This window comes from Duganella sp. AC917 (assembly GCF_979258245.1).
This window is the reverse complement of record NZ_OZ409848.1, coordinates 5,687,654-5,700,468: the sequence shown is the minus strand read 5'-3', so window position 1 is coordinate 5,700,468 and position 12,815 is coordinate 5,687,654. Positions and strand designations below refer to the sequence as shown.

Below are 12,815 nucleotides of genomic sequence, written 5' to 3'. Positions count from 1 at the left end.
GCTATAGCTCCTTAGTTGCCGACGGTCACGTAAATGTGACACGATTGCTTCGAGATGCGATCACCCCGGCCCTTAGCGCGTGCGGTGAAGCGCTTGAGGATCGGACCCTTTTCGACGTAGATGACTTTGACGAACAGCTCGTCGATGTCGGCGCCATCGTTGTGCTCGGCGTTGGCGATAGCCGACTCCAGCACTTTCTTGATGATGGTCGCGCCCTTTTTCGGGCTGAATTGCAGAATGTTGAGTGCTGCGTCAACTTTCTTGCCGCGGATCTGGTCGGCCACGAGGCGACCTTTCTGATCCGACAAGCGCACACCCTTGAGGATTGCTTTGGTTTCCATTATTTCTTCGCCTTCTTGTCAGCGGCATGGCCCTTGAACGTGCGGGTCAGCGCGAATTCACCGAGCTTGTGACCGACCATGTTCTCGGAGACGTACACCGGCACGTGCAGCTTGCCATTGTGGACGGCGATCGTCAGGCCGATGAAGTCAGGCATGATGGTCGAACGACGGGACCAGGTTTTGATTGGCTTTTTGTCTTTGGCCGCTTGCGCCGCTTCGACTTTTTTCACCAGGTGGGCGTCACAGAACGGCCCTTTTTTCAATGAACGAGTCATGTGCTACCCCTTATTTCTTGCCGCGGCGCGAGACGATCATGGAAGAAGTGCGCTTGTTGCTGCGGGTCTTCTTACCCTTCGTCTGTTGGCCCCAAGGCGACACTGGATGACGACCAGCTGCGGTTTTACCTTCACCACCACCGTGCGGGTGATCGACCGGGTTCATGACCACACCGCGAACGGTAGGACGAACACCGCGCCAGCGCATCGCACCGGCCTTACCGATTTTACGCAGGCTGTGTTCGGCATTGCCGACTTCACCCACGGTTGCACGGCACTCGATGTGCACGCGACGTACTTCACCCGAACGCAGGCGAACCTGGGCGTAGGTGCCGTCACGGGCCATCAGAACGACGCCGGCGCCGGCGGAACGGGCCATCTGGGCACCCTTACCTGGCAGCATTTCGACGCAGTGCATGACGGTACCGACCGGGATGTTGCGGATCGGCAGGCAGTTACCCGACTTGATCGGCGCTTCCGAGCCGTTCATGACGGTGTCGCCGACGCTCATGCCCTTGGTGGCGATGATGTACTGGCGCTCGCCGTCGGCGTAGCACAGCAGGGCGATGTTGGCGGTGCGGTTAGGATCGTATTCGATCCGTTCCACTTTCGCTGGAATCGCGTCTTTCTGGCGCTTGAAGTCGATCAGGCGATAGTGTTGCTTGTGACCACCACCGATGTGACGGGTGGTGATGTGGCCGTTGTTGTTACGGCCGGCGGTCTTCGATTTTTTCTCAACCAGGGCTGCGAACGGACGACCTTTGTACAGGTCCGGGTTCACAACCTTCACCATGCCGCGACGGCCTGGCGAGGTTGGCTTCATCTTAACGAGTGCCATTATTTAGCCTCCTCGGAGAAATTGATTTCCTGGCCAGGCTTCAGGCACACGAAAGCACGCTTGGTATGGTTGCGGCGGCCGGTGTGGGCACCGGAACGCTTCTGCTTACCTTCGCGGTTGACGGTCTGCACCGATTCCACTTCGACCTTGAACAGCAGTTCAACGGCGGCCTTGATTTCTGGCTTGGTCGCGTCCGTGGTGACACGGAAAACGATCTGTTCGTTCTTTTCCGCGACCATGGTGGCCTTCTCGGAAATGACCGGAGCCACGAGCACCTTCATCAGGCGCTCTTCGCTAAATTTCAATGCGCTCATGCCAGCATCTCCTCAATCTTGGCCAATGCGGCCTTGGTCACTACAATTTTCTTGTAGAACACCAGCGACATTGGATCTGCGTGACGTGGCTCAACGACCAGAACGTTCGGCAGATTGCGCGAAGCCAGTTCCAGGTTTTCGTTGGCGACATCGGTGATGATCAGTACCGAGTCAAAGCCCATGCCGGTCAGCTTTTGCGACAGCAGCTTGGTTTTTGGCGCTTCGATCGCGAAATCTTCGACCACAACCAGGCGCTCTTCGCGGGCCAGCTGGGACAGAATCGAGCAGATACCTGCGCGGTACATCTTCTTGTTCACTTTGTGGGTGAAGTTCTCGTCAGGCGAGTTCGGGAAGATGCGACCACCGCCGCGCCACAGTGGCGACGACGACATACCAGCGCGAGCGCGGCCGGTGCCTTTTTGGCGCCATGGCTTTTTGGTCGTGTGGTGGACTTCTTCACGGTCTTTTTGTTTACGGTTGCCGCTGCGAGCATTGGCTTGGTAAGCAACGACGATCTGGTGGATCAGGGCTTCGTTGTAGTCGCGGCCGAAAATGGTGTCGGCGGCAGCTACGTTAGAGGCGGCTTGACCTTGAGCGTTCAAGAGCTTGAGTTCCATCGTTTAAGCTCCCTTCTTTGCTTTAACTTTGACAGCAGGCGATACGACGACCTGGCCATTTTTCGCGCCAGGAATCGCGCCTTTGACCAGCAGCAGCTGACGGTCGGCGTCGATACGGGCGATTTCGAGGTTCTGCACGGTGCGGGTGACGTCACCGAGGTGACCGGTCATGCGCTTACCTGGGAACACGCGGCCTGGATCCTGCGCCATACCGATGGAGCCTGGAACGTTGTGCGAACGCGAGTTACCGTGGGTGGCACGGCCCGAAGCAAAGTGGTGACGCTTGATGGTACCGGCATAGCCTTTACCGATCGTGACACCTTGAACGTCGATCTTTTGACCGACTTCGAACAGCGAAGCGGCAACGACATCGCCGGCTTTCAATTCTGCTGCCTTGGTGGCGTCGACGCGGAACTCTTTCAACAGAGTACCGGCTTCAACACCAGCTTTAGCGTGGTGACCAGCAACAGCCTTCGTTACGCGGGAAGCGCGACGTTGACCGAATGCGACCTGAACTGCGGAGTAACCATCAGTTTCAGGAGTTTTGATTTGCGCAACACGGTTGTTCGATACATCCAACACGGTGACCGGGATCGAGTCCCCTTCATCCGTGAAGATACGCATCATACCAACCTTGCGACCGAGAAGGCCAAGGCTCATTTTTTCTCCAATTCCCACCTACGATTGGGCGGGGATATGTTGAACTACAAAATTAGTACGGACCAATAAAAGGTCGAATCCATACCGAAGCCGGCTAGTGTAGCGTGAAAAGGGGCTTGACGCAACAACTAAGTACGGGGTATGTCGGGTTTACGCGGAATTATCGGGCCGGTGTGGCGGGACGGGGGAAAGCGAGGCGGCATGCGGGTTGCGGCGGGGAGACGGTAGCGGTGAAAAACATTCCTGATTGCCAAAACTCAAGGCGCGAATGGCGGCGCGGCGTCACGCTTCCAGTTCCCACGAACCCACGTCACAGGAGCTGAGAATGAACGAACCCATCCCGCACGTGAAAGAGTCCATCCCGGAATTCGCCCCGCCGTTTTTGTCTATCTGGCATTTTTGGTCGCCGCCCTGGCCATTGGCAACAACCACTCCTGCAGCGGCGGTCTCGGATTTTACGCGCTGCTAGGGGTGGCGGGTCTACTGGTCCTGCTCGTATGTCCCTTCTTTGTATCCAAGAAACGGGGATCAATCACGCAATTCGTAATGAGCGTTTTCTATTTTTTGCTTGGAATCGCTGTGTGGGCTGGGTCATTTGCGCTTGGCGATATGCGTTTTATGTGCAGCCTCTTCTAACCGGCCTCGCGTATTCTGGCCGGCAGCAACTTCGTCTGCCGCATTTCGTAAGGCGGATTAGCGAAGCGTAATCCGCCACGCTCCGTCGGGGACCCTAACGCCCTCCCCGCTATCGCGCAGCCGCAGGCCAAGCAGTACATCGTCAAGCCAGAAAATGAAGTCGGTGCCGGTGCTGATCTGGTGCCAGCGGCGCACCGTTTCCGCCAGCGGCAGAAGAATGCCGAAGATCAGCGCCAGACGGCGGCTAAATGTATGGGTCACCGGGTCACCATAAAGGATGTTATATCTGGCGTTTACGCCGTGACTATGACTTCTTTCACATCGGCGTCATCGAACTGCTCTTCCAAAACGGATGAGTATTCTCCGATCGCAGTCTTAATGTTTGCGATCGCTTCTGCCTCGGTCTCTCCATGTGACCAGCAACCCGGCAAAGGCGGTACGGAGACGCTGTATCCCTCCTCCGAGTAGCACAACGCTACGCGATATCGCATATGACCCTCCCCAAAGGGATTCATTGCAGGCCGCCAATGGAGTCCGACCGACTGCTGAGCGGGATCAATCGACTCGCTTCAGGCGTCGGTAGCATGAACTCCCACCAGCCATCGCTGGCTCCCGCCCCACTCTTTCCAATCGATAAAAAAGGCGCCCGACGGCACCAAGGAGACGTCATGAATAAACTGTTGCGCACGATATTGCCCGTATTGGCCGCCTGCGCCAGCCTTGCCGCCGGCCCCGCGCTGGCCGGCGCCGGTGGCACCACCAGCATCGGCAACGTCACGCTCGGCGTCATCGACCTCACGCCGCAGGACGACGCCAACGCCGGCTATATCATCGATTCCTTCGACACCCGGCTCATGGTCTACACCGACAGCAGCAATACCGGCGGCGGCTTCTATCCAACCACCGTGACTCCGCCGCCTTACACCGCCGGCAACGCGCAGATGGCGCACAGCTCGGCCACGGCCGGCGCCACCACCACCGGCGCCGTGGGCAATGTCGCCGCTCACGTCACCACCGGCACCGCCCTCGGGCTGGACAACATGATCAGCGCCGACAGCCAGCAGTGGATATGGCTGACCCTATCCCCGCATACATTGCTGACCGTGTCCGGCGATGTGCTCACTGATGCCACGCGCTCGCTCAGCGTGGGCGAAGGGTATCGCGTCTTCAGTTGGGCGTCGGTCGATATCAGCGACAGCGAGATGCACACCTCCAGCTATTTGTCGCGCGAGAGCGCGTTGATCTGGGGCTAGGACACCAGCGCAGCCAGCAACAGCGAATTCTTCACCCTGGCCTTCGCCAACCCGGGCGTCACCGCCATGGCCGTGAGCGTCAACTTCCTCGCCTATACAGACATCACTGTGACGGCGGCCGTGGTGCCGGAGCCGACCACCTACGCCATGCTGCTGGCCGGCTTGCTGCTGACGGGCAGAGCCGTCCGGCGTGCGGGCCGCACATCCTGCCCCTTGGCTCTAGGCCCTTGACGCAACAACTAAGTACGAGGCATGTCGGGTTTGCGCGGAATTATCGGCCGGTGTGGCTGGACGGGGGAAAGCGAGGCGACATGCGGGTTGCGGCGGGGAGCGTCTACGAGGTGCCTGGCTTCGACCATTGCCTGGAAGTGTGTAATATCCGCAAAACATACACGCGGTCGCCTACTACCTTGTATACCATCGAATAATGGCGATGAACGATAAGTTCCCGGGTCCCAGCCTCCCTCCCCGTCCGTCCCATATGCGGGTGAGAGGCAAGGAGCGCTGCTTGCGCAGCGATAGTGCGCAGCAGTTTTTCGGCACCGCGAATGCTACCGGTGGAGATTTTACGGGCGATCGCCTCAAGATCGCCAAGCGCCCTCGCCCTCCACACCACGGCCGGCACTGTGGCCTCAGCTTAATTTCAATGCCGCGCGTATTTGACGCATTGCTTCCTCATGCGGGATCGGTGGACTCGGGTCGTCCAGCGCTTCTTGCACCTGGGCCCTGAACCAAGCGTTATATTCCGGGTCCACTTCCGTGAAGGACGCATCCATCGGTCTGTCGGGGCCGTTACACGCCACTTCAAAATGCACGACACCAAGTTCCCGTAATTCCAGTTCAACGTCCGTAAGCGTCGCAAATGCCGCTGCTAAGCCTTCGGATGGGCGGCTAAGCGCGCGCACATTCGCATGGGTATGAATAAAAATACGCCAATTGCCATTGGCGCCGACGACCGACACGTCGCAATCCTCATTCGAGTCCACCAACGCGCGCAATTCCTCGAAATCCAAAGTATTCGCGTTCATAGCGGCTCCTTCGCAAATTCTTTACCATTGTCTCAGCCTACCGGGCAACCCGCTCGCTTCGTAAGAGCGGGCCTCCTAAAAAAAGCCATTATATGCCCGCACCGCTCGCGCACGATCACGCCTCGGGAACGTGGATGCGGGGCCTTGATGTGCTTCAAATGGGCGACGATGGTGAAGGTCATCGCAAGTCGAACAGCCGCCATGCCTGAATGATATAGCTGCCGACGGGGGCGTACATGAAGCCGGAGAACAGATGCCGAAATACAGGAACTCGACCGCGAAGCGTGGGGCGCCGCGCAATCCGTGGCGGGTGGAATTGTCGAGCAAATGCAGGTCTAGCGCAGCGAGCATGGCGTATCCGGTTAGGCAATTGACAACAGCCTACCGGCGTCGGAAGATCCTGTCCAGAACTCCGCCAGCACTCACAGCAACCCGGCAGCCCCGGAACAGAGACGCTGTAGCCCTCTTCGGATTTATGAAGCGCAACTTGGTATCGCATGTCGCCTCCCGCTCAAAATTCAATTTTAGGCCTCGGCGGTCCCCGAAGTCTGCCCCGGCGCAATGCCGGGTCGTGCCAAGTCCCCGGCCACGGAAAACGTCTAACGGTTCAGGCGCCGGAGGATCTGCGCCCGCAACATGCGCGCGGCGTTGTCGTCGAGCGGCGCCAGCGAGTGGCGCGCGGGCGGCGGAATGTGCGCCGCCTCGGTGCCGTCGCTGTCGAACACGTAATGGCGGAAGATCTCCTTCCACGCGGCGCGCTGGGCCGGCGGCAGGTCGCGCAAGGTCAGCAAGGCGAGCGACAAGGTGCTGGCCGGCGTGTCCATCCAGTCCGGCGACTGGCGCCACCAGTAGTTGATCAGGATATTGAAGGCGTCGAGCCCCTCGACGTGGTGCCACCACATGCTGGGGATGAACAGCGCGTCGCCGGGCGCCAGCTCGGCCGATTGCGCATGCCGCAGCGCTTCGGCAAATAAGGGGAAGCGCTCGAAGTCCGGCTGCGCGAAGTCGACCAGGCTGACCGATTGCCCGGCCGGCGTGAAGTCGAGCGGGCCGACATACATGTTCTTGAGCTGGTCCGGCGGGAACAGGGTGAAGCGGCGGCGACCTGCGGCCACGCAGGCCAGGTTGTCCGGCACGTCGTAGTGGGCCGGAATGCGGGTGCGGTTGCCGATCCAGATGCTGGCCAGCGGATCGCGCGCGCCGAGGTCGACATCGTTGTCGGCGCGCAGGCCCGGCAGGCAGGTGTCGACCGTGGTCGAGCCCACGTACAAGGTGGGCGGATCGGCCGCGTCCAGATGCGCGAGCAAGGCGTCGAGCACCTGATCGAAGCGCACCATCTGCGACGAGAAATTAAAGCCGCTGAGGTCGTCGTTATAAAAGATGCGCCCACCCGTGCCCGGGGGGCTGTGGCTGGCCAGCACGGTGGCGTCGCGGTAAAAGCGGCGCAGATAGGCGTCGGCGTCCCGCGCCGAGGTGCGCGCGGCGCGCACCAGCGGCCAGTGCGCTACCAGCCCGCGCAGCACCAGCGGCACCGGCGAGGCCAGAATATCGTCGGACAGCGGCGCGCCGCCGTCCACTTCCACTATCTCTTGCATCGACTTCCCCAATGAAAAAGGCCGTCGCATGGCGACGGCCCGTGGTGCTACCGAACGCTACAGTCTAATTAGAACTTGTAGCGCGCGCCCAGCATGTAACGCGGACCGGCTTGCGTCACGTTCAAAGTCGAACGCTCGGTGCGGCCGTACTGGCGCTGGGTGGCGTTGGTCAGGTTGATGACCTCTGCCTGCAGGCTCAGCTTGTCGGTGACATTGTACCCAACACTGATGTCGGTCTGGCCGTACTTGTCGGTATAGACAGGTGCCGGACGGCCGCCGCCGGCGTCCACGGTCGCGGCCAGGAAGCTGTCGCGCCAGTTGTAGGCCACCCGCACGGACCATTTCTGGTCTTCGTAGATACCCACCAGGTTGGCCGAGTTGCTCAGACCCAGGATCGCGAATTGATCCTGCACATTGGCGTCGTCGTACTTGGTCGGCGAGGTCACGTACGTGTAGTTGGCCTGAACGCCGAAGCCGGTGCGGCCGAACATGTGCTGCACGTTGATCTCCGCGCCCTTAACCGTGGCCGACTTCTGGTTGGCATACGAGGTCAGCAGGAAAGGCATCAGCGGATCGGTCGCCAGGCCGGTGATCTTGCCGTCGAGGTTGCCGTCCGACTTGACGCCAAGGTATTCCACGCCCGGTTGTCCACGGAAGTTGGTCAGGATGTAGTTGCGCAGGCAGTTGGTGTCGGCCGCCGAGCAACCGGCGCCACGTGCGGCGTTGTAGTACGCGCCGCCGACCGGCGTATGCAGGTCGTACAGCGGCGTCGACGTTGCCGTCTGGCCGGCGTAGTTGTCCATCTTCTTGTGGAAGCCGGCGATCGACAGCACGCTCTGCTGGTCGTAATACCATTCCCACGACAAGTCCAGATTCTTCGACTTGACCGGTTTCAGGGCCGGGTTGCCAACCGAGGCGGTGCCGCCGGTGAACACGTTGCCGATGGTGCCGAGCGTCAAGCCGCCCTGCATCTGGTCATAGCGCGGCCGTCCGATGGTGGTGCCGACGCTGGCGCGCAGCTTCATGTCGGGACGCAGATCGGCGTCGAAGTTCAGGCTTGGCAGCACGTTGTTGTAGCTGGCTTCCTGCGTGCTGTACGACGCGCCGGCGAACTTGAGCGGCAATTCATTCTGCGATTCCCACACGACGCCGGTGCCCACCAGTACTTGCGCCACCGAGGTGACCTTGGTGCGCTCCATGCGCACGCCGACCGACGTATGGAACGGGATGGCGGCATCCCAGTCGGTGCCCAGCGAGACGTAACCGGAGCTGGTTTTTTCCTTCAGCTCGCGGTCGGTGTCGGCGCTGTCGAAATTCGGCAGGTAGGTCGACAGGCCGGTGGCGGCGGCCGTGGCGGCGCGCACCTTGCCGAAGTCGAAGGTGTAGAGCGAACCGAACAGCTCTGGCGCATTGTGGCCGCCGAACTCCTTGAAGAACGAGCCGAGCGAATTGGCCTGGAACAGGCTGCCTGGATAATCGGACGCCTTGGAGGCGCCGCCCCAGCTGTTGTTCTGCACGTTCGAATAGGTCGACCGGTTGGTCGAGTCGGTGTAGCCGACGCCGAAGTTCAGCTCGGACGCCTCGAACAGCTTCAGGTTACCCTTGGTCTGGGCCTGGTTGATGGTGGCCTTCTGCCAGCTGTTGTGGAACCACGAACCGGTCGCCTGGATCGGTTGGGCCGTCAGGTTAGCCGCCGGCATGCTCACCACCGGCAACTCCTTGGTGAAGTCGACCATCGTATTGCCGCGGCTGTAGCTGGCGTTCGACAGGTTGTTCTCGCTGCCCCATGGGCTGTCGGCGCCGGATTCGGCGGTCGAATGGTGGAGGTCGAGCTCCAGGCGCAGGTCGTTGCTGGCCTTCCACACGGTGTTAAAGCCGATCGACTTGTTCTTGGTCTTGGTCGCGTAGTCGCCGCCCACCACCGAGATGTCCTGCGGCGACGTGTACGTTTCCATATAGGTCAGCGGGGTCTGCACCTTGCCGCCCGGCCAGGTGCTGGTCGAGGTCGGGGTCTGGCCGAACCATACGCTCAGCTCGTTGCGCTTGGTCTGGATCTTCTGTTCCGAATACGTCAAGTCCAGGGTCGTGGTCAGTTCCTTGACCGGACGGAATTGCAGCGCCAACTGGCCGTTGGTGCGCTGACGCGAAATGGCGTTGACGCCGTAGCCGAAGTTCTGCGGAATCAAATACAGATCGGTCGGACCGGGACGGTTGGTGATGTTCCCCGAACCCGGCTGGCCAGGCTGCGGCAGGGTTGCGCCCTCCGGCAGGGTCGCCGAACCGAGGTACGGGCCCTGGTAGCCGTTGGCGAGGCCGGCGCGGTTAAAGCCGGAGTCGCGGCGCTGGTGGCTAGCGCTAACAGCGATGCCGAAACGACCGTCGGCGCTGGTGTTGCTATAGATGCCCGATACTTCCGGCGTGACGCTGTCGCCCTTCAACGAGCCTGGCAGTTCGCTGTTGGAGTTGTCCTTGACGGCCTTGGCGCCGATGCTGGCGCGCATGCCCGGATTGTCCAGCGGACGCGCGGTCATCACGTTGATGGTGGCGCCGATGCCGCCGGTCGGGCTGTCGGCGCGGCCGGTCTTGTAGACCTGCAGCTGGGAAATGGCTTCCGACGCCAGGTTCGAGAAGTCGAACGAGCGGCCCGACAGGTCGCTCAAGTCGGTGGTCGGCATCTGGCGGCCGTTGAGCAGCACCAGGTTGAAGTCGGGACCGAGGCCGCGCACGGTGACCTTTTGGCCTTCGCCGTTGCTGCGGTCGATCGACACGCCGGAAATGCGCTGCAGCGATTCGGCGAGGTTGGTGTCGGGGAATTTACCGATGTCGTCGGCGACGATGCCGTCAACGATGCCGTCGGCGTTGCGCTTCATGTTCATGGTTGACTGCATGCTGGCGCGAATGCCGGTCACAACGACCTTCGGGCCGTCGGCGCCGTCACCCGGCACACCGGCGGTCTGGGCGAATGCCGGGACGAACGTGGCACAGGCGCCGGCTACTGCCAGGCAGATCAAACGACGCTGGCTCAGAGGACGCTCTGAAAACGTTTTCAAATTTTTACGCACTGGATCTCCTTAATTATATTTTTCTCCGACGCATCGAGCAGGGTCGAGGCAACGTCGGAAGTGGTAACACGTCAAACAACCGCAACAACTGTCGACTTAGTTCAATCGAATAACAAATGAATAAGGTGAGGCTAGAATAAGAGCAAAAAATACATTAGTCAATTGATCGAACGAATTACCGCGCCAAATCCGGGAGCTGTTGTAATAATGCACCACCCGTGACCGCACCGCCGCCGCTTGGCGCATTTTCGCGCCTTTGATGCGGAAATCGGCACAAAAACCTCCCCAAGATGGGGCAAGGTCCGAAGTCCGCAGCGCGGCTCCGTCGTGTATGATCGCCGCAATGCCAATTTGAAAACAAAAACCATGATCGTCGCCGGCGACCAGCAACTGCTCAAGCAAATCAACCGCATGGCGCTGGTGCGCCACCTGTGCGGCGCGCCCGGCCTGTCGCGCGCCGCGCTGGCCGAGGCCGTCGGGCTGACCAAGTCGACCGTCAGCCTCCTCGTGCGCGAGCTCATGGACGAAGGCTGGATCGGCGAGAGCGCGCTGGTGAGCACCGGCGCGCTGGGCCGGCGCGCCACGCCGCTGCACATCGAGCCGGGCCGCCTGGCCTTGCTCGGCGCCGAGTTGGGCGTCGGCGCGGCGCGCGTGGTCGCCACCGACCTGCTGGGACGCGTGCTTGACGAGCGCGCCCTGCCCTACCCCGATCTGGCCGACCCGGCCGCCTGCGTGCGCGTCATCGCCGACGAGCTGGTCGCGCTGGCGCGGCCCGGCGGCGCGCTCGACGGGCGGGCCATGCTGGGCCTGGGCATCGGCGTGCCCGGCGTGGTCGACGATGCCAGCGGCCTGCTGCGCTATGCGCCGCACCTGGGCTGGCGCGACGTCGACGTCGCCGGTCAGTTGCGCGCCTGCTTCGCCGGCGGCGCGCTGGCCGGGTTGCCGCTGTTCATCCAGAACGAGGCCAACGTCGCCGCGCTGGCCGAGCTGGAGTTTTCCGGCCAGGCCGGCGCCGATCCGCTGATCTACCTGAGCATCGGCTACGGTGTCGGCGCCGGCATCGTTGTCAACGGCCGGCTGCTGACCGGCCTGTACGGCTTCGCCGGCGAGGTCGGCCACACGATTTTGCAGCAGGGCGGACCGGCCTGCTCGTGCGGGCGGCGCGGCTGCGCCGACGCCCTGATCGGCATGCGCGCCGTCATGGACCAGGTGGACGGCGACACCGGCGACGCCGGCAACACTGGCGATCGGGGCAATGGCGTCGACAGCGGCAGGCTACGCGGACCGGAGCGACTCGAGCGGCTGTTCGCGCGGGCCGAAGCGGGCGATCCGGCCGCGTGCCGGGCGGTCGAGGCGGCCGGGCGTCACATGGGCGTGCTGCTCAACAATCTGTGGGTCGCGTTCGATCCGATGTGCATCGTCGTCGGCGGCGCCGCGCTGCGCCTGGGCGAACGCTTCATCGCGCCGGCGCGCGCGGTGCTGGGCGACTACGCCGACGCCACGCAACTGCCGGCGCCGACCATCCGTACGCCGCACTTCGGCGCCAACGCCATCGCCATCGGCGGCGCGGCGATGGCGCGCCATCACCTGATGCGTCCGTTCGCCGGCCAAGGCGCCGGGCCGGCGCACGCCAATCCCTACGACCCGTACGTGTCGTGACGCCAATAAAAAAGCCGGGCGTGCTCGCGTTGGCGAACAGGCCCGGCTTTTAGAAACCGTGGACGGGAACGATCCCGTCCACCGGTTAAAATCGATTACTGCAGTTTGATTTCGACATCAACGCCAGCTGGCAGGTCCAGCTTCATCAGCGCGTCAACGGTCTTGTCGGTTGGGTCGACGATGTCCATCAGGCGCTGGTGGGTGCGGATTTCGAACTGGTCGCGCGAAGTCTTGTTGACGTGTGGCGAACGCAGAACGTCGAAACGCTGGATGCGGGTTGGCAGTGGGACTGGGCCCTTGACAACGGCGCCGGTGCGCTTAGCGGTGTCAACGATTTCCAGTGCGGACTGGTCGATCAGCTTGTAGTCGAAAGCCTTCAGGCGGATGCGGATTTTCTGGTTTGGTGCGGACATGATTTTTCCTTGAAAAGAGCGAACTGGCAACTATGTAGCGCCAGCAATATTTAAAAGAACGAGTTGTAACGCGTAAGGGTCGACATGGTATCACACCATGCCGACCCTGTTTCAATCACGCAAA

17 protein-coding genes and 1 pseudogene are annotated in these 12,815 nt (G+C 61.5%); 4 read left to right on the top strand and 14 right to left on the bottom strand.

Annotated elements, in window-relative coordinates:
• Positions 1–11: 11 nt before the first annotated feature.
• Genes rplV through rplC form a run of 6 tightly spaced genes read right to left on the bottom strand, consistent with a single transcriptional unit; the run spans position 12 to position 3,045 of the window.
• Positions 12–344 carry a 50S ribosomal protein L22 gene (rplV, locus tag ACZ0BA_RS24945; protein ID WP_173595008.1) on the bottom strand — a complete coding sequence of 111 codons (333 nt, stop codon included), beginning with the start codon at positions 342–344 and terminating at the stop codon, positions 12–14.
• Entirely contained in the window at positions 341–616 is a 276-nt protein-coding gene (gene rpsS, locus ACZ0BA_RS24940; protein WP_008444295.1) for a 30S ribosomal protein S19, read from the bottom strand. The genes rplV and rpsS overlap by 4 nt, the downstream gene beginning before the upstream one ends.
• A gap of 10 nt (positions 617–626) precedes the next feature.
• Positions 627–1,454, bottom strand: a complete 828-nt coding sequence (gene rplB / locus ACZ0BA_RS24935; RefSeq protein ID WP_463453817.1) for a 50S ribosomal protein L2 — start codon at positions 1,452–1,454, stop codon at positions 627–629.
• The gene (gene rplW / locus ACZ0BA_RS24930; protein ID WP_090325850.1) at positions 1,454–1,768 is read right to left on the bottom strand and encodes a 50S ribosomal protein L23; all 315 of its coding nucleotides are present in this window, start codon (positions 1,766–1,768) and stop codon (positions 1,454–1,456) included. Before rplW ends, rplB begins: the two co-directional genes overlap by 1 nt.
• Positions 1,765–2,385 carry a 50S ribosomal protein L4 gene (rplD, locus tag ACZ0BA_RS24925; RefSeq protein WP_090325845.1) on the bottom strand — a complete coding sequence of 207 codons (621 nt, stop codon included), beginning with the start codon at positions 2,383–2,385 and terminating at the stop codon, positions 1,765–1,767. The genes rplW and rplD overlap by 4 nt, the downstream gene beginning before the upstream one ends.
• 3 nt (positions 2,386–2,388) lie before the next feature.
• Positions 2,389–3,045: a 50S ribosomal protein L3 gene (gene rplC / locus ACZ0BA_RS24920; RefSeq protein ID WP_090325842.1), complete on the bottom strand. Its 657-nt coding sequence runs from the start codon at positions 3,043–3,045 to the stop codon at positions 2,389–2,391.
• Between the two features lie 325 nt (positions 3,046–3,370).
• On the opposite strand from rplC, the gene ACZ0BA_RS24915 reads away from it, so the two are divergent.
• Positions 3,371–3,514, top strand: a complete 144-nt coding sequence (locus tag ACZ0BA_RS24915) for a hypothetical protein (protein WP_463453816.1) — start codon at positions 3,371–3,373, stop codon at positions 3,512–3,514.
• A gap of 224 nt (positions 3,515–3,738) precedes the next feature.
• Here the strand turns inward: ACZ0BA_RS24915 and ACZ0BA_RS24910 are convergent, their stop codons facing one another.
• Together ACZ0BA_RS24910 and ACZ0BA_RS24905 are read right to left on the bottom strand one after the other, a co-directional pair.
• Complete coding sequence (locus tag ACZ0BA_RS24910; RefSeq protein ID WP_463453815.1) at positions 3,739–3,942, bottom strand: hypothetical protein; 204 nt, start codon at positions 3,940–3,942, stop codon at positions 3,739–3,741.
• Positions 3,943–3,974: 32 nt separating this feature from the next.
• Positions 3,975–4,172, bottom strand: coding sequence for a type II toxin-antitoxin system HicB family antitoxin (locus ACZ0BA_RS24905; protein WP_463453814.1), 198 nt, complete (start codon positions 4,170–4,172; stop codon positions 3,975–3,977).
• Between the two features lie 177 nt (positions 4,173–4,349).
• Here ACZ0BA_RS24905 and ACZ0BA_RS24900 point away from each other — a divergent pair, with 177 nt between their 5' ends.
• Together ACZ0BA_RS24900 and ACZ0BA_RS24895 are read left to right on the top strand one after the other, a co-directional pair.
• Entirely contained in the window at positions 4,350–4,934 is a 585-nt protein-coding gene (locus tag ACZ0BA_RS24900; RefSeq protein WP_463453813.1) for a hypothetical protein, read from the top strand.
• Between the two features lie 66 nt (positions 4,935–5,000).
• Positions 5,001–5,165, top strand: a complete 165-nt coding sequence (locus tag ACZ0BA_RS24895) for a PEP-CTERM sorting domain-containing protein (RefSeq protein WP_463453812.1) — start codon at positions 5,001–5,003, stop codon at positions 5,163–5,165.
• Positions 5,166–5,268: 103 nt separating this feature from the next.
• Here ACZ0BA_RS24895 and ACZ0BA_RS24890 read toward each other — a convergent pair whose 3' ends face one another.
• The 5 genes and pseudogenes from ACZ0BA_RS24890 to ACZ0BA_RS24870 all read right to left on the bottom strand — a co-directional run bounded on the left by ACZ0BA_RS24890 (position 5,269) and on the right by ACZ0BA_RS24870 (position 10,619).
• The gene (locus ACZ0BA_RS24890; protein WP_463454826.1) at positions 5,269–5,547 is read right to left on the bottom strand and encodes a type II toxin-antitoxin system RelE/ParE family toxin; all 279 of its coding nucleotides are present in this window, start codon (positions 5,545–5,547) and stop codon (positions 5,269–5,271) included.
• A gap of 19 nt (positions 5,548–5,566) precedes the next feature.
• The gene (locus ACZ0BA_RS24885; RefSeq protein ID WP_463453811.1) at positions 5,567–5,962 is read right to left on the bottom strand and encodes an antitoxin PaaA2 family protein; all 396 of its coding nucleotides are present in this window, start codon (positions 5,960–5,962) and stop codon (positions 5,567–5,569) included.
• A 184-nt stretch (positions 5,963–6,146) separates the two neighbouring features.
• A pseudogene (locus ACZ0BA_RS24880) lies at positions 6,147–6,215 on the bottom strand (DUF817 family protein); the annotation flags it as partial.
• Positions 6,216–6,561: 346 nt separating this feature from the next.
• Positions 6,562–7,557 (bottom strand): cupin-like domain-containing protein, encoded by a 996-nt coding sequence (locus ACZ0BA_RS24875; RefSeq protein WP_463453810.1) that lies wholly within the window; start codon positions 7,555–7,557, stop codon positions 6,562–6,564.
• A gap of 68 nt (positions 7,558–7,625) precedes the next feature.
• Positions 7,626–10,619 carry a TonB-dependent receptor gene (locus ACZ0BA_RS24870; RefSeq protein WP_463453809.1) on the bottom strand — a complete coding sequence of 998 codons (2,994 nt, stop codon included), beginning with the start codon at positions 10,617–10,619 and terminating at the stop codon, positions 7,626–7,628.
• A gap of 351 nt (positions 10,620–10,970) precedes the next feature.
• Here ACZ0BA_RS24870 and ACZ0BA_RS24865 point away from each other — a divergent pair, with 351 nt between their 5' ends.
• Positions 10,971–12,278, top strand: a complete 1,308-nt coding sequence (locus ACZ0BA_RS24865) for an ROK family transcriptional regulator (protein ID WP_463453808.1) — start codon at positions 10,971–10,973, stop codon at positions 12,276–12,278.
• Between the two features lie 95 nt (positions 12,279–12,373).
• On the opposite strand, the gene rpsJ is transcribed toward ACZ0BA_RS24865, so the two are convergent.
• Entirely contained in the window at positions 12,374–12,691 is a 318-nt protein-coding gene (gene rpsJ, locus ACZ0BA_RS24860) for a 30S ribosomal protein S10 (RefSeq protein WP_005663509.1), read from the bottom strand.
• Positions 12,692–12,815 lie beyond the last annotated feature (124 nt).